The organism is Pedobacter sp. A2324 (genome assembly GCF_059693705.1).
In genome coordinates this window covers 1,188,319-1,212,060 of the sequence record NZ_JCASSK010000001.1, presented here as the reverse complement: position 1 = coordinate 1,212,060, position 23,742 = coordinate 1,188,319, and the positions used below count along the sequence as shown (strand labels likewise).

At 42.0% G+C, this 23,742-nt stretch carries 21 protein-coding genes and 2 riboswitches; of the genes, 9 read left to right on the top strand and 12 right to left on the bottom strand.

Annotated elements, in window-relative coordinates; translation table 11 throughout:
• Positions 1 to 5: 5 nt before the first annotated feature.
• From AC570I_RS04990 to AC570I_RS04980, 3 genes are read right to left on the bottom strand one after another with little or no spacing between them, the layout of a single operon-like run.
• Positions 6 to 983, bottom strand: coding sequence for a PKD domain-containing protein (locus AC570I_RS04990; protein ID WP_497404630.1), 978 nt, complete (start codon positions 981 to 983; stop codon positions 6 to 8).
• A 31-nt stretch (positions 984 to 1,014) separates the two neighbouring features.
• Positions 1,015 to 1,503 carry a type VI secretion system transmembrane protein TssO gene (locus tag AC570I_RS04985; protein ID WP_047797268.1) on the bottom strand — a complete coding sequence of 163 codons (489 nt, stop codon included), beginning with the start codon at positions 1,501 to 1,503 and terminating at the stop codon, positions 1,015 to 1,017.
• A gap of 9 nt (positions 1,504 to 1,512) precedes the next feature.
• Positions 1,513 to 2,034, bottom strand: coding sequence for a type VI secretion system TssO (locus AC570I_RS04980; protein WP_047797269.1), 522 nt, complete (start codon positions 2,032 to 2,034; stop codon positions 1,513 to 1,515).
• A gap of 188 nt (positions 2,035 to 2,222) precedes the next feature.
• Here AC570I_RS04980 and AC570I_RS04975 point away from each other — a divergent pair, with 188 nt between their 5' ends.
• Together AC570I_RS04975 and AC570I_RS04970 are read left to right on the top strand one after the other, a co-directional pair.
• Positions 2,223 to 2,657, top strand: coding sequence for a GPW/gp25 family protein (locus tag AC570I_RS04975; RefSeq protein WP_047797271.1), 435 nt, complete (start codon positions 2,223 to 2,225; stop codon positions 2,655 to 2,657).
• A gap of 27 nt (positions 2,658 to 2,684) precedes the next feature.
• Entirely contained in the window at positions 2,685 to 4,559 is a 1,875-nt protein-coding gene (locus tag AC570I_RS04970) for a type VI secretion system baseplate subunit TssF (RefSeq protein WP_497404629.1), read from the top strand.
• 12 nt (positions 4,560 to 4,571) lie between these two features.
• On the opposite strand, the gene AC570I_RS04965 is transcribed toward AC570I_RS04970, so the two are convergent.
• Complete coding sequence (locus AC570I_RS04965; protein WP_497404628.1) at positions 4,572 to 5,510, bottom strand: type VI secretion system baseplate subunit TssG; 939 nt, start codon at positions 5,508 to 5,510, stop codon at positions 4,572 to 4,574.
• Positions 5,511 to 5,627: 117 nt separating this feature from the next.
• Here AC570I_RS04965 and AC570I_RS04960 point away from each other — a divergent pair, with 117 nt between their 5' ends.
• Together AC570I_RS04960 and AC570I_RS04955 are read left to right on the top strand one after the other, a co-directional pair.
• Positions 5,628 to 6,521: a TssN family type VI secretion system protein gene (locus tag AC570I_RS04960; RefSeq protein WP_497404627.1), complete on the top strand. Its 894-nt coding sequence runs from the start codon at positions 5,628 to 5,630 to the stop codon at positions 6,519 to 6,521.
• A 24-nt stretch (positions 6,522 to 6,545) separates the two neighbouring features.
• Positions 6,546 to 7,685, top strand: a complete 1,140-nt coding sequence (locus tag AC570I_RS04955; protein WP_497404626.1) for a hypothetical protein — start codon at positions 6,546 to 6,548, stop codon at positions 7,683 to 7,685.
• A gap of 88 nt (positions 7,686 to 7,773) precedes the next feature.
• Here the strand turns inward: AC570I_RS04955 and AC570I_RS04950 are convergent, their stop codons facing one another.
• From AC570I_RS04950 to AC570I_RS04925, 6 genes are all read right to left on the bottom strand, one after another.
• Entirely contained in the window at positions 7,774 to 9,429 is a 1,656-nt protein-coding gene (locus tag AC570I_RS04950; protein ID WP_497404625.1) for a glycoside hydrolase family 32 protein, read from the bottom strand.
• A 475-nt stretch (positions 9,430 to 9,904) separates the two neighbouring features.
• Positions 9,905 to 11,008, bottom strand: a complete 1,104-nt coding sequence (locus tag AC570I_RS04945; protein ID WP_497404624.1) for a DUF5074 domain-containing protein — start codon at positions 11,006 to 11,008, stop codon at positions 9,905 to 9,907.
• A gap of 12 nt (positions 11,009 to 11,020) precedes the next feature.
• Entirely contained in the window at positions 11,021 to 11,944 is a 924-nt protein-coding gene (locus AC570I_RS04940) for a PKD domain-containing protein (protein ID WP_497404623.1), read from the bottom strand.
• 156 nt (positions 11,945 to 12,100) lie between these two features.
• Positions 12,101 to 12,291: riboswitch (cobalamin riboswitch) on the bottom strand.
• A gap of 11 nt (positions 12,292 to 12,302) precedes the next feature.
• Complete coding sequence (locus AC570I_RS04935) at positions 12,303 to 13,439, bottom strand: YncE family protein (RefSeq protein WP_497404622.1); 1,137 nt, start codon at positions 13,437 to 13,439, stop codon at positions 12,303 to 12,305.
• The gene (locus AC570I_RS04930) at positions 13,436 to 15,451 is read right to left on the bottom strand and encodes a TonB-dependent receptor plug domain-containing protein (protein ID WP_497404621.1); all 2,016 of its coding nucleotides are present in this window, start codon (positions 15,449 to 15,451) and stop codon (positions 13,436 to 13,438) included. The genes AC570I_RS04935 and AC570I_RS04930 overlap by 4 nt, the downstream gene beginning before the upstream one ends.
• A 130-nt stretch (positions 15,452 to 15,581) precedes the next feature.
• Positions 15,582 to 15,777, bottom strand: a riboswitch (cobalamin riboswitch).
• A 97-nt stretch (positions 15,778 to 15,874) separates the two neighbouring features.
• The gene (locus tag AC570I_RS04925; protein WP_047797277.1) at positions 15,875 to 16,066 is read right to left on the bottom strand and encodes a cold-shock protein; all 192 of its coding nucleotides are present in this window, start codon (positions 16,064 to 16,066) and stop codon (positions 15,875 to 15,877) included.
• Positions 16,067 to 16,245: 179 nt separating this feature from the next.
• Here AC570I_RS04925 and AC570I_RS04920 point away from each other — a divergent pair, with 179 nt between their 5' ends.
• Positions 16,246 to 16,839: a Crp/Fnr family transcriptional regulator gene (locus AC570I_RS04920; protein WP_497404620.1), complete on the top strand. Its 594-nt coding sequence runs from the start codon at positions 16,246 to 16,248 to the stop codon at positions 16,837 to 16,839.
• A 45-nt stretch (positions 16,840 to 16,884) separates the two neighbouring features.
• On the opposite strand, the gene AC570I_RS04915 is transcribed toward AC570I_RS04920, so the two are convergent.
• A complete protein-coding gene (locus tag AC570I_RS04915; protein WP_497404619.1) occupies positions 16,885 to 17,082 on the bottom strand; it encodes a hypothetical protein in 198 nt (65 codons plus the stop codon).
• Between the two features lie 252 nt (positions 17,083 to 17,334).
• On the opposite strand from AC570I_RS04915, the gene AC570I_RS04910 reads away from it, so the two are divergent.
• From AC570I_RS04910 to AC570I_RS04895, 4 genes are all read left to right on the top strand, one after another.
• Positions 17,335 to 17,994 carry a Crp/Fnr family transcriptional regulator gene (locus AC570I_RS04910; protein WP_047797279.1) on the top strand — a complete coding sequence of 220 codons (660 nt, stop codon included), beginning with the start codon at positions 17,335 to 17,337 and terminating at the stop codon, positions 17,992 to 17,994.
• Positions 17,995 to 18,026: 32 nt separating this feature from the next.
• Positions 18,027 to 18,530: a GNAT family N-acetyltransferase gene (locus tag AC570I_RS04905; protein WP_497404618.1), complete on the top strand. Its 504-nt coding sequence runs from the start codon at positions 18,027 to 18,029 to the stop codon at positions 18,528 to 18,530.
• 69 nt (positions 18,531 to 18,599) lie between these two features.
• Positions 18,600 to 19,247 carry a DUF4142 domain-containing protein gene (locus tag AC570I_RS04900; protein WP_497404617.1) on the top strand — a complete coding sequence of 216 codons (648 nt, stop codon included), beginning with the start codon at positions 18,600 to 18,602 and terminating at the stop codon, positions 19,245 to 19,247.
• A 52-nt stretch (positions 19,248 to 19,299) separates the two neighbouring features.
• Entirely contained in the window at positions 19,300 to 21,873 is a 2,574-nt protein-coding gene (locus AC570I_RS04895) for a PAS domain-containing protein (protein WP_497404616.1), read from the top strand.
• Positions 21,874 to 21,877: 4 nt separating this feature from the next.
• On the opposite strand, the gene AC570I_RS04890 is transcribed toward AC570I_RS04895, so the two are convergent.
• A complete protein-coding gene (locus AC570I_RS04890) occupies positions 21,878 to 23,677 on the bottom strand; it encodes a M61 family metallopeptidase (protein ID WP_497404615.1) in 1,800 nt (599 codons plus the stop codon).
• Positions 23,678 to 23,742: the final 65 nt, after the last annotated feature.

Below are 23,742 nucleotides of genomic sequence, written 5' to 3'. Positions count from 1 at the left end.
TAGGATTAGTTTCTGGCCTGAACGTCTGCCGAATTAGTTGGTGGTGTGGGTTGTGCTGTAGCAGAGTGTTGCTTGATGCTCACCAGACTGGCACAAGATGAGTTTGGCTTGATGGTGAGCTGCGCCTCATCAACAGCAATCTCTCCCCCAAAAGTCAAGCCCATACAATACGAGTAAATGTCAGTCTGTTTTTTCTTTCCGTTCATCTCCACATTTACCGTTACTTTTTCATTACCACACATATATTTATTAATTAGGTAATAGTAATTGTAATTGAAATCAGCTCCATTGGCAATAGCCTGTAAACGTGCCCGGATGTCGTCTATGGTTTTACGCTCGCCATCGCCCGGCGCAACCAGGTCCTGAACGATTTCAGAATTCGGATCGGTAATCAGAATCGTATGGTAAATAGGTCTTGCACTTTTATCTGATCTTAAGCGTACCACATACTTCCCAGGTGCCCGGTAGGTGTAAAGCGCGGTTTTACCCTTTACATCAACCCTTCCTGTTTCGCCAAACGACCACTCAAAGTTTTTACCTTCGCCATCCCCTTCCAGCCTTACCTCCTCGTTCACCACGCCCGCTGTGGGCCCGCTTATCGTAAGTACACTATCTACAATACTCCTTATGGTGTCGCGCACATTTACAGGAAACTGTTCTCTTAACTCGCCGTCAACAGTAAGCCGCACAATGTACGACCCTGGTTTGGTGTAATGATAGGAACCATTTTGCGTATTCGATTTCTCGCCGTTCCCAAACTCCCACTGCCATTTGGCAGCCTTTGGCGTATTATCGGTGTATACTAAATCTTCATTTAAATAAATTTCGTCTTTTAAAATTCTAGCTTCGATTGATCTTTTTTCAAATAGAGAACTCTTAAATAGGAAAATCAGGCCACTGAGCAGTAGTACAGCAAGAAGGATGTATAAAATCACGTAGCCCTGCGAATTCGAGTTGACCTGTTTGGTGTTAGTGTCAGACATATTAGCGTTTTTATAGGTTGATGTTTATGTTTTATTTTTGGGTAGAAATCGTTTGTTGTAGTTGTCGTCGGGATATTACACAGTCATCCAGACTCCTTTTCAATCCTTCCACGTCTCGCAAATTGCCCTTTAACTCCTGCTTATCATAAAACAGAATATCATAAAGCTGGGAGGTCTGAATAAAGGTTTTATATCTCGAATCGGCAGCCTTTCTTTCATAGGCCGCCTTGATGGAATTAAGCTGATTTTGAATATCACTTCTCAGAAAAACGGCCTGCACATTCGGATCAAAACGGATAATCTGCTTGTAGGAGGAGTCTATTGCTGGCATGGTCTCTTTAACCATTTCCTCAAAAGCCTGATTTTCACTTATTTTTACTTCAAGCTCCTGCTTGGATATCTCGTAGCGGGAGTTGGATGTATAAAAAATGCCGAAACTCAATAGTCCAACGGCAAACACAAAAAGTGCACAGAAAAACAAAAATTGTTCTCTTCTCTCTTTTAAACTAAGTTTTATCATGTTCGTAAATTAACGGCCAAAGCGGCCACTGCGAATTCTGGTAACGGCGGTACGGTTAGCTTTTAAACAATGATCGAGCTGATCACGGTAACTTTCTATGCTGAAGCGGCTATCTGATAAGGAATCCTGAAGACCTGCCATAGCACCCACGTTATTGTTGAGTTTATCGTACAGATCAAAACTAATACTGGAATGTGGTTTTTTAGCAATCAGGTCTTTAATCCGGTAATTGGCATTCTGAATATCACCCAGCAAAATACCCTGTTTGCTCAGTTCATCTGCATTATAATTCCGGTATTTCGAAAGCTCTTTAAAACGTAACAGGATCAGATCAAAATTGGTATTGATTTCTTTCCGGAGTGAAGAAAGTTGCTCCGTCTCTTTTACCTTCTGCTCCAATAAAACATATTCTTTATCAGAAGCGGCGAAAAACAAATAAATACAGCATAAAGAAAATGCCGTTAAAAAAGTAAAACTGAGAATGAAGCGCCAGTAAGAGCTTCGGATTTCGAGTGCATTAATAGGTCTCATAGAGAGTGGATATTAATTTATTACATTGTTGTAAAAGTAATCCGACTTCTTCCTCCACTATACCGTCCACAAAAATTCGGATTAATTTTTGATCTATAACAAATTCATGTTTTTGTTGTTTGGAACTAAAACGTTTTTTATTGTTAATGATTAATTTTACTTTTAACAAACACTAAGCCAAATTCTCAATGTCTGAAAATTATTACGCTAAGCCTTTCCGTTTTAATAAGCTTTTTCTAGACGCTGATCTTCAGACTACTGACCTAGGAAAGTCTATTTCAAATCACCTGGAGCTGATTATCTTCACACGTTATGGAGAAAACCGCTATAACCATAATTTTGGTTGTGAGATATGGGATCTCGATTTTGAACTTATTGTAAGTGAAAGCATATGGGAAGAAAAATTCCGGAAATCTTTACAGAAGTCCATCAGTGAATACGAAACACGCATTTATCAGATCGAGGTGGAGGTAAGGATCACCGAAGTGGAGAATGTATACCCACTCCGTAAAATTACTGAGATCAAAAAAAAGGTGGATATTAGTGTTCGCGGTATGATAAAGACTACAGGTGAAAAATATTTTTTCAACATCGCACTTTTTTTAAGCCCACTCTCTACTTAATAAATTATCGCCCAAAATATTGTACACATGAAACCAGGTTTTTATTCATCAAAGGAAGAAATCAGAAACAGAATCTTAAAAAATGCAGAAGATTTCTGGAATATTAAAGACAGTAACGACTTCGATCCCCTAATCAAACTGATTATCGATGCCTTAAGTAACGAACTTTTCAATGTAACCAACGATGTCAGGAACCTGGAAAACAGAATCTTTGACAAAATCAGCAGAATACTCGCACCAGATCACCTCACATCTGCGCTTCCGGCCCATGCCATCGTACAGGCCAGCCCGCTTGAAAACGAAGAACTCATTTCCGTCCATACCCAGTTCGCGTTTAAAAAGAACATCCAAATTCAGGACGATGATAAAAACAAGAAAACAGATATATTCTTTAGCCCGCTTCATCAGGTAAAAATACTCAAAGGTGCAGTGAAATATGTAGCTACAGGCAGCCTTATCCATAAAATAGAACAAAATCAAAGAATCCCCCTTACAGGCAACTTTGCCAGCTCAACCCTTGAGAAAAATACCCTTTACATCGGACTATCCGGTATCAAACACTGGATGGAGCTGGATAGGCTAAATTTCTTTTTTGACTGGAAAAATTATGCCGTTCCGGAGAATACCTATGAGTTGCTCGCACTTGGAAAATGGTTTTACCAAGCCAATCAACTCACTGCCTACACAGATCGTTTCATGGATGACCAGTCTGCTTTTAAGGTCAATGCGCCCTTCCACCATAAACAATTACTCAGTCTTATTAAGGCCGACGTGCTCCATTTCTATAGCAACAGATTTATCACACTTGCCGATTTGAATGATGTTATTTCATCCGAATCAGAAAAATGGCCTGCAGATTTTAATCAGGTCTTTCAGCCGGCAACTTTGCAACAGCTTGAAAATGTACTCTGGTTAAAACTCGTTTTGCCCGCTTCCATCACACAGGAAATGCTGAATGAACTGCATATCAACATCAACGCTTTTCCGGTAGTAAATAAAAAACTGCACCAGATAAAACACCGCCTCAAAACCATGAACAACGTCATTCCTATCAAAACGGAAGAGCTTGAGCACATGCTGGCCGTGGAGAGTTTGAGAGATAATAAAGGAAAAAGCTATAATGAAATCCCCTACACCAACGAAAATGAAAAAGGAGATGGCTCCTTTTCTTTAAGATATGGAGGTACAGAACGTTTCGATACACGGAATGCCAAAGAACTGATGGATTATTTATTTGAACTGCTGCGTGATGAGAAGGCCGCTTTCTCCGCCTACGGACCTGATTTCCTGAGTACCACACTTAAAAACCTGGAACAGAATATCGCACTCATTGAGCAGAAAAGTCGTTCTGCGCTTCGCGCTGTGAAAGAGTTACCCAGTTACATCATACTCAAACCTTTAGACGATGCCGATATCGTATTTCTTGATATCTGGGTTACACAGGCGGAAGAAGCCAATAAAATCAACGCAGGGAACAAACTTGCAGCTTATAACAACCCGAAACTGAATGCAGAAAGCATCCAGTTTCTTACCCAAACCAAAGGCGGCCGCTCCAAACTTACAGCAACCAACAGGGTGCAGGCCTATAAATATGGATTAACAACGGCCGACAGATTAATTACACGTGCGGATATCATTAGCTTTTGTAAGTACGAACTCGCTGATAAAATTGTAGGGGTAACCCTGGCAAAAGGCTTAATACTCGATAATAAGCCTAATTCAGGTTTCATCAAAACCACTGATATCATCATTGAACCAGCTCCATTCGCCGGCCTGTCCACCGAAAGCTGGAATGAGCTTTTAGACCTCACGCTGTCGAAAATAAAATCAAGGAGCACAATGAATATACATTTCAGGATGATGCTTAAAACGCCTGGTTACAGCTTTGCATCACAGGGTTAAAAAATGTTTTGGTTATAAAAATACGGTATATCCGAGATACGCATTTTCTCCATTCTCGCTTAAAGTAGTTTCCTGAAAATCGGGGTCGGCCAGTAAGTCAACCAACACCTCGGTTTCAAGGGGAATCAGGTAGCTTAAAGCCATATCCATGATCTCCCGGTTTTTATGCCCGGGCATAAAACCAACCAGTTCTCCAGGTAAAACAGGACCGATACTGATATTCAGCAACTCATAATCGGGCATAAAATCGTTACCAATAATGGTGTCGATTCCTAAATCACTCTTACCAAGCTCCATCTGCATATCCCCCGCTACAGGCTCTGGTTTAATGTGAGTGGAAATGTCCGAGATCTGAATCGGAATATTAAACAGTGCGGTTAATACCTGAGATACAAAAGGAATGTCATTCCTACGGGTTTGTATTTCCGGAAGCAAATGCATCCAGATGATACTCTGCTCTTTATTTAGCAAACTAAACTCATCCCAGCTGTTTTCAAAAATCTGATTAAGGTGCGGATACGTGGTCTTCTTATCCAGTTTATTCTCATATAACTCCCCAATCAAACGGGCGTGGTTCAGTTCGGCATCAAAAGGACTGAAAAATAAACGGGCTTCCTTTTCTTCTTCCCTTCGCTCCTTAATGTCTTTGATCATGCCTTCCTCATCCATTCCCGATGAACCTCTCGGCGGGCGATGAAATAAGCCTTCAGGCAACATGTCATATAAACCCTCCCTGTTTACCAGTATGCGCAACCTGTCCTGTCGCCTGCGTTCACTATAGTATTGCTCCGTCTCCGCAATGTCTTTAGAGAAAGCCCTCCGATCACCCCCTATCGGGATAATCTCCAGTGCATCTGCATGAATAACCCCGCGCTCTATCAAATCAGCAGCATGCACAGCTGCTTTGTAATCGGTAAAAAGTTCGTTATTTACAATCTTTGCCTTTTTCATTTAAACATTCAGCTAGCTTCTTTGTTATTCGTTAAATTTATATTATCACTAAGAATAAGGATTAGAATCATTTCTTAAAGATACTATATTTGCAATACATCTTTACCTAATTTAACAATGGACGTTCAATCATTTTTTATACGTTATCTCTTATTTCCGTTAATTTTTTTGGTATCCGCAGCGGTACTTTCCATCATCAATAAGAAGAACCAGTTTCTCAATAACAAAAAACTAATCGTAAGTGTTCTGCTCAGTGGTATCATTTTAGCGTTGCCCGGCTTTTTAGGTTTCCTCAATTTTAATTTTATGCCCTGGGGATACATTATTTGCTGTATCTATTATGTTTTAGCAGGTATTTTAATGGTTTATCTGCTCTCTAAATATTATCCTGAACCACTCCTTGATCGCAAAGTTTTCATTTTCTTTGCCGCATTCATCTCCGCATTATTAGCCGTTTACCTTTATCAGCTGGCTTTCAACTGGCTCAGCGATGTCAATTTTGGCTGGTGGGGCGCAGGCAGTATTTCTTGGTTTTTTGTTCCGCTTATTTTCTGGTGGGCTTATGTATCCCTGCTCAATATTCCTTCCGAAATTTACAAAATATGGAAGTACCCTGATGTGCCCCTGGATATCAATATGGATCACATCGATTTCAATAAACTCCTGGTTCTTGAACTGGAACTTTATAAAAAAAGCAGCGATCCCGAGCCTCTTAAGGTAAAGGTGAAAGCACCCGCAAATATGAACTTTGGCGTATGGTTCCATAAGTTTATCGACGATTACAATCTCAAGTTTGCCAAAAACCCCGTCGAATTCCGAGACGATCATCAGGATGGTTACCGGTGGATCTTTTTTGTAAAAACCTCTTTTTTTAAACGCAACCTGTTCATTGATCCCGATCTGGACATCGCTCAGAACGGCATCTCAGAAAAAATGACTATTTACGCCAAACGGGTGTCTGAAAACGTTAATGTACCTCACGAGACCGGAGAAAGTGCTATCTTTATTTAATCTCACCTATAAAAAACATTTACTATGATTAAGCCTTTGAGATATAAGCCGATTAACTGGATAAATGGAATGAAACTCTCCAGCGGTCATTTTACCAGCAGCGACCTCTATCTGCAAGATTTTGTGCGCGATGCGGCATCTCTGCACCTCAATAACAGTAATTACGGCTTTCTACCCCCTTTCGCCGGATACAACAGCTCCCATGAAATCGAGATTACGGAGAAAGCAACAAATCACATCGAAATCAGGGTTAAATATTGTAATGCCGTAACCCCTGAAGGTTGCCACATTGATATCCTCCAGAGCGATGCCATGGACAACTTGGTCCACAACCATTATTTCGGACAGTCTGAACCACGCAATTATGTAATCCTCCTCGTCGTAAATCCCTTCAACCGGGTGCCCGCAGGAATTCCTGATCCTGAAGAAAGCCCCCTGCGATATCCCGAACTGGCAAAAGCTTATAGCATTGTGGTATTACCCGAAAGTGAAATCGCCAGTCAGGTACCCGACAACTACTTCCTTACCATAGGTCAGGTATACCATGAAAATGGCCGACTAACCATCAACAGATCATATATTGCACCTAGTGCAACCATAACCAGTCACCCGGCCTTAATCCGCTATTACGAAACGTTCAGTGTTTTGCTGAATGATCTGCAACTGGCCTCTTTTAAAATTATCGACAAAACCGGAGGGAGAGATAACATCACACCCCTGGGCAAAAATATCCGCCTCATCTCCGAAAAAGTGGTCGACTACATTGCCGCTATTTTTTACGATTACCGCAATGTGGCACACCGCGAATCACCATCCATGCTGGTAGGATATTTCTCCAGCCTGGCGCACATCTTCTTCACCGCGATCAAGTTAATCGATCCACGCGAGCGGGAAGAATTGTTAAAATACTTCTACGAATGGAAAGATGTTACCCCCGGTAATTTTGAAGAACTGCTTGCTAAAACCATTGAGCTGGTGTACGACCATAAACAAATCCATCTGTCTATGGTAACCGTTAACGAGTTCTTATCTGTTCTCGTAGCCTTATGGAATAAGTTAAGCGGACTGGAATATATCGGACAGCGTAAGGAAAATATCGTCGTTGCCGAACAGCAGGTAGTACAACAGGTACAGGCCCGCAAAACATGGACCTTATTGGATTAACCTCATTTCTTTAAAGCAATAAAATATAAAGCAAGTGGCACAAAACGGTAGTTAGCTATGCCAATATCGTTTTGTGCCTTCCCTGCCGCTACTTCCAAATTGACTTCACTGAAAACATTTCCAGTGCCTTAACCTCAATATTGGTCCCCCAGAAACGAAAGCCCTCTTTATTCTGATCGTCTGTTTTACGCTGCATTGAATATGAATAAGCACCACCATCAATAAAAACCTCAATTGATGTTTTGTCAATGTAAATGTCAGCAGATAGCTCCATGCTCGTCAGGTCTTCAGGAGAATAAAACATTCCGTTCACCAGATTAAAATTCATATCATAATCCAATATTTTCTGCCCGTTTAAACTAATACCTGCACTCGTCGCATGCGATAATTTGATTTTAGTTTTGATGCGTAGTGTGCCTTCATCTGCAAAAGGTTTTAAATGACTGTTTGCCTGATCAGCACTTAAAGCCGACCATTTATTCAATCGAGTAAACAGTTGTTCAGTCTCTTTAACAGGTTCGCTAAATAAACGTACGCCATCCTTTGTGGTCTTTAGCTTCAGTTCCGTAGGCAACAGCATCATACCGTTAAAAGGCATGCCCGGGTGATTCACCCTGCCCCAGCCAATCTGGATACGGCGGCCATCTGATTCCGGCATATTCGTAAAAGTTTGAGCGGCGTATATCGTTCCGGTAACAGAGTAGTATTTCCCGGCCTCAGGTGTAAACTTCTTCCCGTCAAACGACCCGATCATATAATTGTTCGATGCCCCATACAACACCCATTTTCTTTTGCTTTGATCCCCGTCAACAGGCAATTCAAACAAATCCGGACACTCCCAGAAACCCGTTGTATGGCTTTGATACGCCCAGTCTTTTAGGTTATCCGAAGTATAGATCGAATGCCCGTCACGCTCGTTTAATACCATCACCCAATGCTTGCCCGGTTTATACCAGAATATTCTGGGGTCCCGAGTATCTACGCTGTTCCATTTTGCCTTCGAATCAATAACCGGATTCCCGCTGTACTTCGTCCAGGTCCTGCCTTTATCCAGACTATAAGCAATGCACTGCGTTTGTTTGTCGGCTGTATTTGCCGTGTAAGCGGCTACCATTGCCGGGGTTTTTCCTTTGTTGAAACCAGCAGTATTCTGATAATCAATTACCGTCGAACCCGAAAACATGGTACCCAAAGCATCCGGAAACAAAGCGGTAGGCAATTCCTGCCAGTGTACCATATCTTTACTCACTGCATGTCCCCACGACATATTTTCCCACTCTCTTTCATAGGGGTTATGTTGATAAAACAGGTGATACTCTCCCTCATAAAAAATCATTCCGTTCGGGTCGTTGATCCAGCCCCGCTTCGTGGTAAAATGGAACTGTGGACGGTTTTTCTCTTCATATAAAACATCCTGTCCATTAATTTCGTCAGCCTGATAGATTTTAGTCAAGCCACTTCCATCACCCTCATAACTGATTTTAATCATTTTCCCTTTCAACGCAGTTACATCACAAAACACCCAGTATTCAGGAGCGCCATTCGCTAGGCGGATTACAAACGACCGCTCTTCTTTACCATTCACCTCAAAAGTCATCTTTTTTCTTTCCTGCTGCTGCGAAATAGGCAAATTCAGGTATTGTTTTGTCACCTTGATGGTAAGTTCTGCCGCATTTATCTGGTTACATATACCGAGCATCAATACAGTAACGAGGAATTTGAAAGTAGAGGTTATGTTTTTCATATCAACTAAGTTATCTTTTTTACAATAAAAAATCAGGATGTAATCTCCTCTTTTTTTGCTACATTAGCACTATATTCTTTCAAGGTCATCATCGATATTCCTGATGATCACGTCCCCAAAAAATTTATTAACTAGTCCACCTTTTCTCTACCTCAAGTCTACCCCCTGTCCACGTCCAGTCTACACCAACCTCACAACAACTGCAACACAACTCCGGGTCTACCTCGGGAATGCTCCACTACGAAGGCTTTTAGCACCGCCGGGGACTGCGCAAGGTTACCCCCTGCTGCCTCCAAAATCGTCAGCGCACACCAAAACGTGGCCACAACACCACCCGTAAAATTCCCGAAATTGACCATAACTTGCCTGGGAGTTAATACAGTAGATGACTGATGAGCTCTCAAACCTTGCCCGAAAACAAAAGAGGCGCCCCCAATGACTTGGGTAGCGCCAGAGAACGTAACTATAATTAAGATTAGTGGAAGACAGCGATGTCGTTAAAAAATATCTTGCTGAAATCTGCTACCACACCATCGCCTCCATACCTGATTTTCTTAACCAAGGCACCGGTTGAGGCGTTGTAGATCAGGAGGTAATTAACGGTTGAGGCAGCCCCATAGCCCTGAATGCCATTGACCACGATATAATCTTTATTCCGGTCGTAACGGATAGCACCGTAAATCATAAAAGGAGTGTCCGTAATGGTAATGAATGGCTGACTTAAAGATGATGCATTACCATCAACATATTTATAGATAGAAGTTCCTGAATGGTAGAAAACTGCATTCTCCTTAGTCGATGCGGTGAGCCTGGTAGGTGCATCAAGACCAAATGTACCTACAGCTACCGGCAATGCTACACCGGCAGTATCAAGATTTTGATCAATCGCTATCAGACGCGAGCCGGTAGATCCCCATACTTTGCCATTTGGAGTCTGGGCAAATCCCCGTGTAATATTTGAATAACTTTTAGCAAGTGAGTAATTACCCGCGGATACAATTTTGGCGCCGTTAGATTGTAAAAGATAAACATAATCGCCCCTTTTCCACATGTCGCCGGTATTCACTGCACCAACCGCAGATAATTTGTTCTGGATCGCCAGGGTGTTCAGATCAATCTGGTAAACGCCATCGTTCGCACTCACCAAACCCCTTGTGCCCTCTACCTTAATGATGCCTCTCCAGTTACTGGATTCCTGTACATATCTGGCCTCCTCCTTTAAAGTGTATTCGTTTACCTTCACAATAGGCCCGTTCACTTTACACAGTAAGTAAATGCTGCCATTAATTACCGATGCAAACTGAAGGGTAGAAGTTTTAGCCGTGTTAGACAATATCTTTCCAGGATTTTCTTTTTCATAAGCGCGGATGGAAAGGGTATCATCGCCATAGCGGTAAAAACTTACCGCACCCGAATTCTGAGCATAAGAGCCCTCGCCAATGACAAAAAAACCATTTTCATATTTACGTGCAGCGGTATCTGTAACTGGTTCCTCTACGGTATCCTTTTTGCATGAGTAAAGCACCGAGCTGATCAATACAGCACCAATTAATAGTTTTTTAGTTTTGAAATGTTTCATTTGTATATTATTTTATTTTAAAAGCTTCAGATCTGCGGCACCTCCAAATTCGGTTGAGATTTCACCAATGTACCTCGACCGCTCATTGTTGAGATCCGGATAGAAAGGGTTTCCATTATTGTTCTGTGCCGTATACACCTTCACAAAATCGATTGTACTTAAGGCGATTTTTCTCCCCGCAGCATCTGCCGCCCAGTCAATATCAAATGTATTGTAACCCCGGCCAAATTGTTCCTGCAAGGCGAGGTATTCGTTCGAACCATTATCGGTATAACCATATGCCAATGGTTTATTGCTGAGTATAGCCCCAGCCACCAGCGTATTTTTCACCAGGGTTCCGCTAAAGGAGATGGTATTGCCCGTTGCCCAGGACGGGAAATAATCCTGGCTGTGGAACTGGTTTCTCAATACCAGCCCCTCCTTACCCTGGTTATCTGTCCACCGGATATCATCACTCAGTGTAGCAGGCTTGTGGTAGGTAATGGTATAACCTTTAATTGTTGTAGAGGCATTATACTCACTCCCCGCAAGCTCATACCAGGTGTCATCAGGTAAACCGTTTTTATTTTCATCCTTCATCACACAAACAATTCCAGGCTCAGAGAATTCCATACCCGAAGCAATCAAGGGATTGCCATAAATTCCCAGATCGGCACCTGAACCATTTTCAACCGGATGATCAAAACCAAAAACAATAAAACCACCGTAAGCCCCAAGTGAAACCAGGCCGTTGCCCGCGCTACCGATCAGAATATCTGTTTTAACCAGGTCGTTGGTAAACTGTCCGGGAGCCTGCTTGAATTCGTAAATCTTATTGATGTAGGGAGATGAATGAACAACCGGATTCTCTTCCTCCTTTACCTCGCTCACCTCTTTTTTACAGGAAATCAGCAACATAGTGGATAGAATCAAAATTCCGGGAAAGTTGATTTTCATAGTAAAAGTATTTACGGCAGCTGAAAAATACACACGCATAAAGCAGGGTATAATTCAACATGCTCAACCTCATCGGCAAAAGCAGCGACAAAACCTGGTTAAAAAATGATTATTAAACTTAAAGTCTCATTGTTAGTCCCAATCCCCGAGGACTACAAATCATAATGCAATTAGGCAGGTCTCCTGACTTACGTCCGATTTTCTGCCTTCCCATCATGCTTTGAAACACGAAAGTGGCGAGAATAGAAAATCGTTATGACGCTTACAGTTGCGGGACAGTTACGGAGTTTCACCGTATTCCCTTTTAATCCCGAACAAAGCCGGGAACCAAAAGCGTGGCAAAGGTAAAATTTAATCTTTAATACACAAACGTGAAATGCGCCGGAATATCTCCTGTAATAACAGACCATTTCTTCTTACCATTGGCATCGAAACAATAAAGTGTACCCTGGGTAATATAATCCTTCGCATCGCTTACGTAAACATCCTTGGTATGGGGATCAACAATGATCCCGTAAGGAATTTTTATCTGCGAATCGGTTCCATCGGTAATAAATTTTTTACTCATAACCGTTTCATCCTTAACGTTAATCATCGAATAGCTGATGGTGTTTTTTTGTTGAATGTAACTCCATTCAGTCGCAAAGATGTAAGCGGTATCTTCATCAATCCACAGGTTACTGGCCGCAATTTCAAAAGTTTTTTTAACATGATCAGTACGGGTATCAATCACAAACAATCTGGAGGGGATGTTATAATAGTCTCCTCTAGATGTCACATATAAATCGCCATATCGGTCGGCTTTTAACCTGCTTAAATTAATGGCCACATCAATCCTTTTGGTTTCAGTAAAGCTGGTCAGATCGATTACGGAAATGGTCCGCTCATAATTTGGCGGACTATAACCACCTGAATTGGCTATATATAGTTTTTCTCCAACAACGGCCATTTCTTCAGGCTGGCGCCCAACCTCTACTTTACGTTTGATTTCAAGTGTAGCGGTATCAATCTCCGAAATGTTACCATTCGGCGCATTCGGATCGCCTACTTTACCCAGGTAAGCACTCACATAAGCTTTGCCTTTATCGAAAGCGATGTACCTGCAGTTGGGAATGTCAATTTGCTTGATTTTCTTAGCTGTTTTAACATCCAGAATCTCCAGCTTATTAGAAACATTAACCACAACATAAAGCTTCGATCCATACACCCCAATATCATTCCCCACATCTCCCAAGCCTTTAACAACCTCAGGATTAGCTTGTCCGTAAATATTCCGACGGTAAATGCCAGTGCGCAAATCAACATAATCAAGCGATGCCTTATTCATGTTCATATTGCCTTCGTTCAGTACATACATACCCTTTACCACACTCAGCGGATTTGCAGGGAAAGCAGTTTGATTCTGCTCCGGGATTACGCCCGGGTCTTTCCTGCACGCCCCCAGCAGCGCAATAAAAAGGAGACTTACAAGTAAAGGTATTTTGTTCTTGATCATATCGTAAAGCTTATTTTAAAACGGTAAAAGCGGCGCGGCATAGGGAAATTTGCAATCATTTCCCGGTCCTGGTTAAAAATATTATTGACTTCCAGGCTCATTTTCATCGGCCTCCCGGATATCTTCATACCGTAGCCCAATCCAGCATCATGAGTATACCAGGGCTGCATATAATTGTAAACAGCGTTGTTCACAGTACTCAGCTGATTGTATCGATAACCTGAATAAATATAACTGTAGTTGAATTTCAGCCTGTTCCAGTCCAAACTGCAAACAAATGAGCCACTATGAACCGGAACGTAGGGGATATTAAACGGATAAATTTCCCCCTCGGTGACATCCCTCGCCTGCTGAAAGGTGTAACTGATGGATGCATTAACAATAAGATTCTGGGCTATTCTCCAAAACGTTTGAATATTCATCTCAACGCCCTTTATCGCTACTTTGCCAATGTTATACATCGTCCAACGATACAGATTGGCACTTGGTACTGCCACAATCTTATCCTTAACTTCATTGTAATAGGCATCTGCCTGCAGAGCGAACGAAACCAGCGCTACATTTGCAGGTTTTAAAGTGTAGGTAAAACCCAGATTATACTGATCGGTAAACTCCGGCCGGAGCAGTGCGTTTCCAATAAAGGTATAATACAGGTCATTAAAAGTAGGAAGTCTGAAAACGTTCTTGTAAAACGCCCGGAACATTAGCTTTTTGCTCGCAAAGGGATGATAGGTTGCCATCAGTGTCGGACTAAACTCCTGTTTATCTCCGGCGCTGTTATACGCCTTCACCCGGTCGAAAACAAATGTACCCAGTAGCGATGCCTGAAAACTAAAATCATTCAGCTTGAGTTCTGAAGCCAATGAAGCGAGCACCGTGTGCCTGGTGGGATATGGAAAACGATACAGGTTTGCATCCAAACCATTCCACTGATAATCGGCAGATAAAGAAACACCCCATCCTGGTGAAATGAAATACCGGCTGGCACCTGATAAATAGATCTCCTGCTGTCTGAATCTATTATCCTGGAATCCATCGAGCGTTACAAAATCAGGATCCAGATAACGAAGATAATCGTTGGCATACTTCGCATTGAACATCCAGGCATAACGCTTGTTTTCATTGCTTTGAAAATGTCCCTGAATAAAAAAATTTCTGTCCCACTGCCGCTGATGGTAATCGAACCTGTTCGCTACAATTGCTCCCGGTAGTCCCCTTTCAGATGAATAAGCATAAACCTTTGCCGACCAGCTTGAACTATCCTTTAACACCCCGGCAAACCCAAGCTCTGCCCTCAAAGCATTAATATCCGTGTTATTACGGAGGGCAGTGGTATCATAAACACCATTCGTATATCGAAACCGGTATTCACCGTTAGCCTTTACCCACTCGCTGCTCAACGAAAGTGCAGTATGGTTTGTTACTTTCTGATCGTATAAAACCGAAGGATTGATAAGGCCGAAGGATCCTCCTTTCATACTCAATCTCAGCTTACTCATTTCATCACCGGCAAACTGCGGTTGCCGGCTGTGCATGTAAATCGAACTTGCCGATGAGAAGGACTTTGCAGGCTGAAAGATTTCACTTCTTTGCCCGCTATACAACGATACTTCTTCCATGTTATCCAAAGAAAACCTACCCAGATCTACCTGCCCATTCTGAGCATTCCCCATTTGAACGCCATCGTAAAAAACAGTGGTATGGTTACTCCCCATGCTCCGTACGTTCACGGTTTTCAACCCACCAACGCCCCCGTAATCTTTCAGTTGAATCCCGCTGAAATAACGCAGGGCATCTGCAACAGAGAAACTATTTAATCGCTGCAGCGCCTCACCCCCCATTACCTGGGCCGGACTGGCAGAACTATTGAAAGTACCTGTTTTTTTACCCTGTACCCTGACTTCTCTTAGATGGTTGACATTTGCTGAATCTGCTTGCTGCGCGGAGAGATGGTTGCAAAGCAGGCTAAGGGCCGTAATTAGACAGCATTTCAGGAAAACAGAAAGCGGCATATCAGCTTTATTTCGCCGTAAATTACACGCCGGTTCCGTTATCATTTGAGTAATCGGGCTCGTAACGATAGGACTTTAAAATATAATTGAATAACAGATTATGTATCTAAACCCCAATTCCCGAGGGTGTAAATAACCAGTGCCAGTGGCAGGTCTTCTGACTTATCTCCCGGTATTTCCAGCCTTCCCGTGCTCAAAAAAAGCACAGTGGCAAACTGAATGGAAATCCGTTATGGAGCTTACAGCTGCGGGACAGTTCCGGATTTACACCGGATTCCCTTTTAATCCAAAACATCAGTTAAGGAACCAAAAGCAGGGCAAAGGTAAAAATATCTGGCTGTTTCCTATACAAAAGTCAGCTTTTTGAGTAAAAAAAAACGCAGCCTGGTTAGGGCTGCGTTTTCAAAAGAAAGCAATTAGTCTTTATGCTAATTTAACGTTTACCGCGTTAATACCTTTTTTACCGTCTTTTACTTCGAATGTTACTGAATCATTCTCTTTGATCTGATCCTTTAAGCCTGTAACATGAACGAAGATTTCATTCTTACTTTCATCGTCAACGATGAAACCAAAGCCTTTCGACTCATTGAAAAATTTTACTGTACCTGATGCCATAATAATGTTTTAATGTTTACTTTATAGGTTTGATTAGGATTGCAAGATATAAATTACTCAGATTTTTTAAAAGAAAAAAATTAATGATTTTTTTGTGAATATTTCTCAAAACCACTTTGGGGAATAATTCGTATATGATAGCTATTAGTCTAATGATGTCGGATATCTTAATAAATCATATGCAAAAATCTACTTTCCTTGATCCTTTGTTCAATTTTTTTGAGAATCTTCACCCAGTCCCAGATAATTTAAAGCTGGATTACCTCCTGCAATGCAGTGTAATTGAAATCAAAAAAAACAAGTTTATTATCTCGCCAATCGACCAAAATGAATCGTTATTCTTCATCATTTCTGGCTGCGTGCGCGGATTTGTAAAAGACCGCAGTAAAGACATCACCACCCGCTTTGCCTTTGAAGGGGAACTTATTGGCGCCATCCGTCATACCGATGGCATTGAAATTCATTCTAAAGAATACCTGCAGGCTTTGGAAGACTGCACATTAATCCGCATTCCCTATAGCGTTATCGAGCTGGCCTACAACAAATATCCTGAAGCACACATCGTTGGCCGAAAAATATTCTCCTTACACTATTATATGGCATCTGAACGTGCTATACTGGCCAGAATACCAATGGCCGCCGACAGATATGAAACCTTCTTACAATCCGGTGCCAGCCAGATGGATCGCGTACCTTTGCGATGCTTGGCCAGTTACCTGGGCATGAGAATGGAGACACTTAGCCGCATCCGTGCAGCAGAACAGGTGAAATAGAACTATAAAGCCTATCTTAGATATTATCTGTTCACAAAGATAATCTTAATGCTTTGCGTCAGCTGGAGCGTTCGTTGTTGAGTCAGCGAATATCGGCGTGGTATCTTTTACGGTACTATCTAATTTCGAGGTATCAGGATATTGATAAGTGCTGTCGGCATTTTCCTGATCAGCTTTCTTTCCGGTGCAAGAAGATAAAAACAGAACTGTGGCGGCAAATGATGTAAAAAGAATATTTTTCATGGTATCAATTTATATCTAAAATCACCGGGAGGGCAATTTTGTTTTAAAATTCTGAATATACATACGAAATTGTAATTTTTCACGACATATTTTACACCTCCAAGGTGTATAATTCCAATAAACCAAATCGTGTAGCAGGCTGTTTACGCTATATAAACGATAAATTTCGTTTAGCTAATGCCATAATTAGTGAGTTGTACATGATGTGCTTTTTTTAATGTAATCTTTTTACGATTTTTGAACTTCACTGAAATGAATCTGACGCCAACACCCCTTGCTGACCGCTGGATACCCTTTGGGGGCCAGTCTCCTATCATTCCCGTTTTCAAAGCTTTTCATCCGCTTAATACTGAAATCGAAGAAGTAATCAATACACAAACCTTCCCGGTAGAATTTGCAAAAAACAAACATATCGCCTCTCCTTTAAAGCGGAACAAATATATTTTTCTTATCCTCAAAGGAGCCGTGCACGGCTTTATCAAAGCAGAAAGTAAAAAGATTACCACCTGGATCGCTGTAGAGCAGGAACTCGCAGGAACCATCAGCAATTTATGGCACGGTGGCGAATCAGAAGAATATATCGAAACGATAGAACCTGTTCTGGCAATTGCCATTCCACACGAAATGTCGCTATATTTATATGAGCACTTCCCTGTAGCAAACTACGTAGGGAGAAAAATGACCGAACTTTACTATCAGGGCGCTTCAGAACGGGCCTTTATTGCCCGGTTGCCAACAGCAAAGCTCAGGTATAGCCGCTTTCTGATTAGTTATGGCCATCTTTTGGAACGTGTTCCCCTGAAATACATTGCGTCATTTCTAGGCATGCGGCTGGAAACACTCAGCAGAATACGTTCGGAGATGGTAACGCAAAGTAAAACAAGCAAATCGGCTTTTCAGCTGGCCACATAATGGCGGTTATTGTTTTTTTAATCAGCATAACGATGAATAGCTTTGATAAAATAACAGATTTCGTAAAAGGCCTGTTCACCGAAATAACGCCTGCGGGAATCAGAAGAATTGGCAGACCTGAACATCAGCAGGTACTTGAGCTTTGGGAAAAATCGGTTAGGGAAAGTCACGATTTTCTTAACGACCAGGACATCCAGGATTATCGCGCCCTGATGGAGAACCAGTATCTCGATAAAACTAAACTTTATGCAGCTGAGGAGAATGGACTCATGAAAGGCTTCATTGGATTCTCTGGCAATCAAATCCGTTTGCTGTTCATTTCTCCCGATAGCATGAGGAAGGGTTTCGGAAAAAAACTGCTCAACTTTGCCATCAGAGATAAACAAATCAAAGAGGTAGATGTAAACGGACAAAATACTGCGGCTTACCAGTTTTATCACCAGGCCGGATTCAGGATAATAAAAAAATATCCTTATGATGGTGCAGGAAAACCCTATCCGGTATGGAGCTTAAAATTAGCAGAAACCGGGGGCTAAATACGCTTCCAATTCATAAATAACAAAACTTAAGGGGACTGATTAGTGTTGTAATTTAAAAACACCGTTATGATGAATCTTCTTAAAACCAGTCTGATTGCCATCACAGCATCGGCATTATCGTCTTCAGTAACTTTAGATATTAAACCAGCTTCCCGCCCCTTTGTTCATAAGACCAGCCAGCAAAATAGTGATGCGGCTTTGTTAAACGATCTGAACGCGCTTTGCATTAAACAACTGCGTGCATCAGCAATCGCCAGTCAGCAAGGCGGTACCAAAGCCGGCGATTGGGGAAGCCGTTTATCTGTAACACTAAATAAATTCAATGATGAAATCAGAGTGCTCGCTAAAAATAAAAAAGTGGTGTTGAGCAGTGCTTTGCCTGAAGGTGGACAAAGACCTGACGGCCGGGTGGATTCATCTCCCGAAAACCTCCGCGACACCTCAAGAATTAAAAACGGTGGTGGCGAAGCGGGATACGAAGGAACAAAAAAAGTTGAGTCCATAGGCGGCATTAATGATGCTGCAAGCAATGCGCTAATCGAGAGTTTGAAAAAACTTAAAGGTAACGCCTTTGATAAAGCTTACCAAAATCTGTTAATCAGCGATCGTCAGACGGCACAGACACTACTTACAAAAGCTGCGCAATCATCCGACCGAGATGTTAAAACATTTGCTAACAAATACCTTCAAAAGCTTAATTCCGCAAAGTTATAGTTTGTATTCGGAATATAGAATACCGTATCTTTGACGAATAATGCCTGTCCCTATGTCTGAAATACCTTTCCTTGATACTACAAAGATCATCGAAGTTTTTGCTCAAACCAAAACTGCAACAGCTATCCATGTTGGAGAAGATGCACACATTCAGTTTGCGAATGATGCAATGCTGAAGATTTGGGGCAAGGATAAGCGTGTTTTAGGAAAGTCACTTGCAGAAGCGCTTCCTGAGCTTATTGGTCAGCCATTCATTGAGATGTTCAGAAAGGTGTGGTTGGAAGGATTAACCATTTCCGGTTCGGATACCCCTGCGGAGTTGTCTATTGATGGCAAAAATCAGATTTTTTATTTCGATTTCGAATATCGGGCTATCCTGGATGACAACGGAAAAACCATCTGCATTCTGCATAGCGCGGTCGACATTACCGAGCGCTATTTAAAACAAACCGCAATTGAAGAGGCTAAACAGAATGCTGCCTACCTGGCAATGGAACAGGCGCATAATGAAGAACTGGCCAGTAAAAATATTGATCTGGCCACTGCACTCGAAGAACTCAGAATCGCCAATCAGGAGCTTGAAACTGCAAAAATAAGTCTCCAGCAGCTTAACGAACGGTTAGATAGCAGAGTTCAGGAAAGGACTGAAACTATTGCGTTTCTAAACCAGGAGCTGGAAGCGTCAAATGAGGAAATCAGGGCATCCAATGAGGAACTGGCTGCATCGAATGAGGAGATGTATAAATTCACTCAGGAAATCACCGGAGTTTATGAAAAACTAAAAATCAGTCAGGATGATATCGAACTGGCCATCAGTGCGGCGGGCCTTGGAACTTTCGATCTGGACCCCATCACCGGAAAATTTGCCGGCAACGATACACTCAAATCCTGGTTTGGACTGCAGCCTGAAGATCGAATTGAACTCGGGAAAGCAACCAGTGTAATCACACCCGGCGATAGAGAAAGGGTGCTGGCAGCTATATCTCAGGCACTTGATCACAATTCCGGTGGAAACTATGAGGTGCTTTATACCATCAGTAATCCTGAGAATCCAATCCCAAAAATAGTTAAAGCAAAGGGTAAAACGCTCTTTGACAAAAATAAACAGCCCATCCGCCTTAGCGGCGTGTTGCAGGATGTTACTGAACAGGTAACCAGTGAAGAGCGCATGCAATTGCTCATCAGCAATCTGGAAGCCAGCGAACAAAGATTCCGCAGACTTATCGAACAGGCTCCTGTAGCCATTACGGTTTTTAAAGGAGCCGAACTGATCATTGAAAGTGCAAACGAAAGAATGCTCGAAATTTGGGGTAAATCTTCAGATGTTCAAGGAAAAAGATTCGATGCAGTTTTGCCGGAAATTGCCGACCAGCCTTTTATCACTATCCTGCAGAATGTACTCAAGTCCGGAAAGCCTTATCATGGTGTAGAGAGCAAAGCCATTATTTTGAAAGACAATGCACCTCAGGAACGTTATTTTAATTTTGTATACCAACCCATCGAAGAGGAGAATGGTAATATAGAACGGGTATTGCAGGTGGTTACCGAAGTAACGGAACAAGTGAATGCACGCCAGGAAATACTGGAGGTAAATAACAGGCTAAAAATTGCCATGGACGCCGGATCGCTTGGTTCTACAGAGGTAGATCTGGCAACAGGAACAATGGTTTGCAACGATGAGTTCAAACGTGCATTTGGCCGTAATGTTGATCACGACTTTGTTTATGCGGAGATGTTTGAAGCCATGTTACCACAGTATAGAGACCGGATAAGGGAACTCGTTAGAATAGCCAAAGAAAATCATAGTATCTACCGCGCTGAATATGAAATCACCTGGCCTGACGGATCCATCCACTGGATTAGTGCGCACGGAAGGGCAAGGTATGACAGTGAGGGTGTTCCAGTAAAAATGGTTGGAGTAATATCAGATATTACCGAACATAAGGCCGATGAGCAGCGCAAAAATGATTTTATAGGAATGGTGAGCCATGAGCTCAAAACGCCTTTAACCTCACTTACAGGATACGTACAGTTGTTGCAGGTTCGCGCAAAAAAGAATGACGACACTTTTGCATCCGGGGCTTTGGATAAAGCAAATAACCAGTTGAAGAAGATGGCGAACATGATTAACAGCTTTCTAAATGTGTCGCGTCTTGAATCAGGAAAAATACACATCCAGAAACAGCACTTCAATCTCGCAGAACTGATTAGCGAGGTAGAAAGCGAGTTCACCGTTACTGCAAACAGTCATAATATCGTGATTGTAAAATGCGAAGAATTAACGATAGATGCGGATCGCGATAAAATTGGCCACGTACTCAATAACTTAATCAGTAATGCGGTAAAGTATTCCCCACCAGGAAGCACTATAGATATTTCCTGTGAACAACACGATAACTTTGCCGTGGTATCTGTAGCTGATGAAGGAAGCGGGATCAGGGAAGAGGACAAGCATAAGCTTTTCGAGCGTTACTATCGCGTGGCAGATCAGCACCTTACCATTGCCGGCTTCGGTATAGGATTATACTTGTGTGCAGAAATTGTAAGCAGACACCATGGCGAAATCTGGGTAGAAAGCGAATTAGGTAAAGGCTCTACCTTCCATTTCAGCTTACCATTAACATAAAGGTTTATTCGATCCAGCTATCATATATTTTCTTCTGTAACGCATTTTGCTCGTTGAGCTTGCTGATCATGAATGTTTTCTCTTTCCGCTTTTGTAAAACAAGGCTGATCAGTTTTTTTTCTCCTGCGTTCTCCACCAGCAATTTCACCGTATCTCCCGCAGTGGACGATTCCAAGGTTTTGTACCACAGCTCGGGCGTTGCCGGAATGCCGTTAACCTCAAGGAGATTACTCCCGCTCTTAATCTCCAGGTACCATGCAGGCGACTGATAATCAATCGAAGCCACTTTTAAAAAGTCACCTTGTTTACGGATGTTCAGACCCGCCCATGAATCATATTGAACAGTACTAACCGTATCAATCTTTAAGCCACCCATTGCAAAATATTTCGGATAATCAGGCGCTTTCACGGTTGAAGCATATTCGAATATTTCAGGCATTGCAATACCCGCAATCGCCTCACATTCCTGTCTAAATTCCTTTTCTGTAAAACCCCGGTTCAGCTTTTTATAGTATTTGTAATAAAGTAAACGCATTAAATCATCCAGTGATTTTTTATTTTTAGTGGCATTTCGGATATTAAAATCAAGCATTAATCCCAAAATGGGCCCTTTATCATAATAGGAAATGGTTTTGTTGAAGGTGTCATTCACCCTTCCATTCGGACCATCACTCCAGGTATAATAGCTGGCTTGTGTAGCAGATTGATACAGGTGGCCCGGTTGGTTCTCATAATTTTTGATATTCTGCTGTAGGTCCTTAAAAAAATCTTCCGGAGTCATGATGCCTGCTCTCCTGGTAATCAGGTATTCATAATAAACGGTAAATCCCTCCGATACCCAAAGCATGTTGGTATGGTTTTCTTTTGAATAATCAAACGGACCCAGCTCTATAGGGCGTATTCGTTTTACATTATAATGGTGAAAATATTCGTGGGCAATAAAGTTGTATAGTTTTTTTCTGGCTGCTGGTGTATTAAATCCTTCCCCGCCACTAAAACTCAATGAAGATGAATTAAGGTGTTCTATACCCCCACCCCCGGCACCTATCGATAAAAAGCTGTAGTGGGTATAGGGAATTTCACCGATAATGGCGCTTCCGGTTTCCACGATTTCTTTAAGATCATCCATGAAGCCCTGACGGTCAAATTCAGGGAGTTTGTAGCCAATAAAATGATGCGGTTTGTTTGCTACCTCAAAGGATGGCAGTACCTCAAGTTCACCCATTAAAAACGGACTATCATACAAAACATCAAAATTATTGGCCAAAAAGGTATGCATTTTACCCGGAATCGTATCCAGACCTGTTGCCACCAGTGAATTCCATTTGCTGTAGGGTGTCATCTCCACACTAACCGGGTTTCTCAGTTCCTGGTCCAGGTATAAAAACAAACCTCCGGGCGTAATGTAACCTCTTGTTTCGTCGAGATATACATTCCCAACAAATGGAACAACAGCCTTAACATCATAGGTAATGTGTACAGGTTTTCCATTGTTCTCAATATGCCAGACTTCCGGTGCAGTTTTTTCCCATTTCTGGCTCGTTCCGTTTGCATCAGTTGCGCTAAAATTCTGAACTGCTCCGGCAAAATCAACCAGTTGATAGTAGCCGGGTGTCCATGTACACATTTTAAAATCCAGCGTTTTACCCGGGCTTGTACTTATGAGCGATACATGATAAAGGTGTTCAGCTGCTTTTTCCATTGAAACGGAATACTGCATGTGAATCGCTTTCTGCTGCGCGTCGGCTATCGATATTGAAGAAAAAGCAATGCTAAAGAAAAGTAGTTTATATAGAAGTTTCATGCTTAAGAGTGTAGAAACCAAATATAATGATTTCCAGGGATGCTCTTCATTTGTACGCCTTAAAG

What these genes read in the sequence shown, in the direction of transcription:
- AC570I_RS04940 (WP_497404623.1), bottom strand. Translation starts at nt 11,944, where the DNA reads ATGAAAATCAACTTTCCCGGAATTTTGATTCTATCCACTATGTTGCTG.
- AC570I_RS04930 (WP_497404621.1), bottom strand. Translation starts at nt 15,451, where the DNA reads ATGCCGCTTTCTGTTTTCCTGAAATGCTGTCTAATTACGGCCCTTAGC.
- AC570I_RS04890 (WP_497404615.1), bottom strand. Translation starts at nt 23,677, where the DNA reads ATGAAACTTCTATATAAACTACTTTTCTTTAGCATTGCTTTTTCTTCA.
- AC570I_RS04900 (WP_497404617.1), top strand. Translation starts at nt 18,600, where the DNA reads ATGATGAATCTTCTTAAAACCAGTCTGATTGCCATCACAGCATCGGCA.
- AC570I_RS04910 (WP_047797279.1), top strand. Translation starts at nt 17,335, where the DNA reads ATGAATCTGACGCCAACACCCCTTGCTGACCGCTGGATACCCTTTGGG.
- AC570I_RS04990 (WP_497404630.1), bottom strand. Translation starts at nt 983, where the DNA reads ATGTCTGACACTAACACCAAACAGGTCAACTCGAATTCGCAGGGCTAC.
- AC570I_RS04895 (WP_497404616.1), top strand. Translation starts at nt 19,300, where the DNA reads ATGTCTGAAATACCTTTCCTTGATACTACAAAGATCATCGAAGTTTTT.
- AC570I_RS04980 (WP_047797269.1), bottom strand. Translation starts at nt 2,034, where the DNA reads ATGAGACCTATTAATGCACTCGAAATCCGAAGCTCTTACTGGCGCTTC.
- AC570I_RS04920 (WP_497404620.1), top strand. Translation starts at nt 16,246, where the DNA reads ATGCAAAAATCTACTTTCCTTGATCCTTTGTTCAATTTTTTTGAGAAT.
- AC570I_RS04985 (WP_047797268.1), bottom strand. Translation starts at nt 1,503, where the DNA reads ATGATAAAACTTAGTTTAAAAGAGAGAAGAGAACAATTTTTGTTTTTC.
- AC570I_RS04970 (WP_497404629.1), top strand. Translation starts at nt 2,685, where the DNA reads ATGAAACCAGGTTTTTATTCATCAAAGGAAGAAATCAGAAACAGAATC.
- AC570I_RS04925 (WP_047797277.1), bottom strand. Translation starts at nt 16,066, where the DNA reads ATGGCATCAGGTACAGTAAAATTTTTCAATGAGTCGAAAGGCTTTGGT.
- AC570I_RS04955 (WP_497404626.1), top strand. Translation starts at nt 6,546, where the DNA reads ATGATTAAGCCTTTGAGATATAAGCCGATTAACTGGATAAATGGAATG.
- AC570I_RS04935 (WP_497404622.1), bottom strand. Translation starts at nt 13,439, where the DNA reads ATGATCAAGAACAAAATACCTTTACTTGTAAGTCTCCTTTTTATTGCG.
- AC570I_RS04950 (WP_497404625.1), bottom strand. Translation starts at nt 9,429, where the DNA reads ATGAAAAACATAACCTCTACTTTCAAATTCCTCGTTACTGTATTGATG.
- AC570I_RS04975 (WP_047797271.1), top strand. Translation starts at nt 2,223, where the DNA reads ATGTCTGAAAATTATTACGCTAAGCCTTTCCGTTTTAATAAGCTTTTT.
- AC570I_RS04965 (WP_497404628.1), bottom strand. Translation starts at nt 5,510, where the DNA reads ATGAAAAAGGCAAAGATTGTAAATAACGAACTTTTTACCGATTACAAA.
- AC570I_RS04945 (WP_497404624.1), bottom strand. Translation starts at nt 11,008, where the DNA reads ATGAAACATTTCAAAACTAAAAAACTATTAATTGGTGCTGTATTGATC.
- AC570I_RS04915 (WP_497404619.1), bottom strand. Translation starts at nt 17,082, where the DNA reads ATGAAAAATATTCTTTTTACATCATTTGCCGCCACAGTTCTGTTTTTA.
- AC570I_RS04905 (WP_497404618.1), top strand. Translation starts at nt 18,027, where the DNA reads ATGAATAGCTTTGATAAAATAACAGATTTCGTAAAAGGCCTGTTCACC.
- AC570I_RS04960 (WP_497404627.1), top strand. Translation starts at nt 5,628, where the DNA reads ATGGACGTTCAATCATTTTTTATACGTTATCTCTTATTTCCGTTAATT.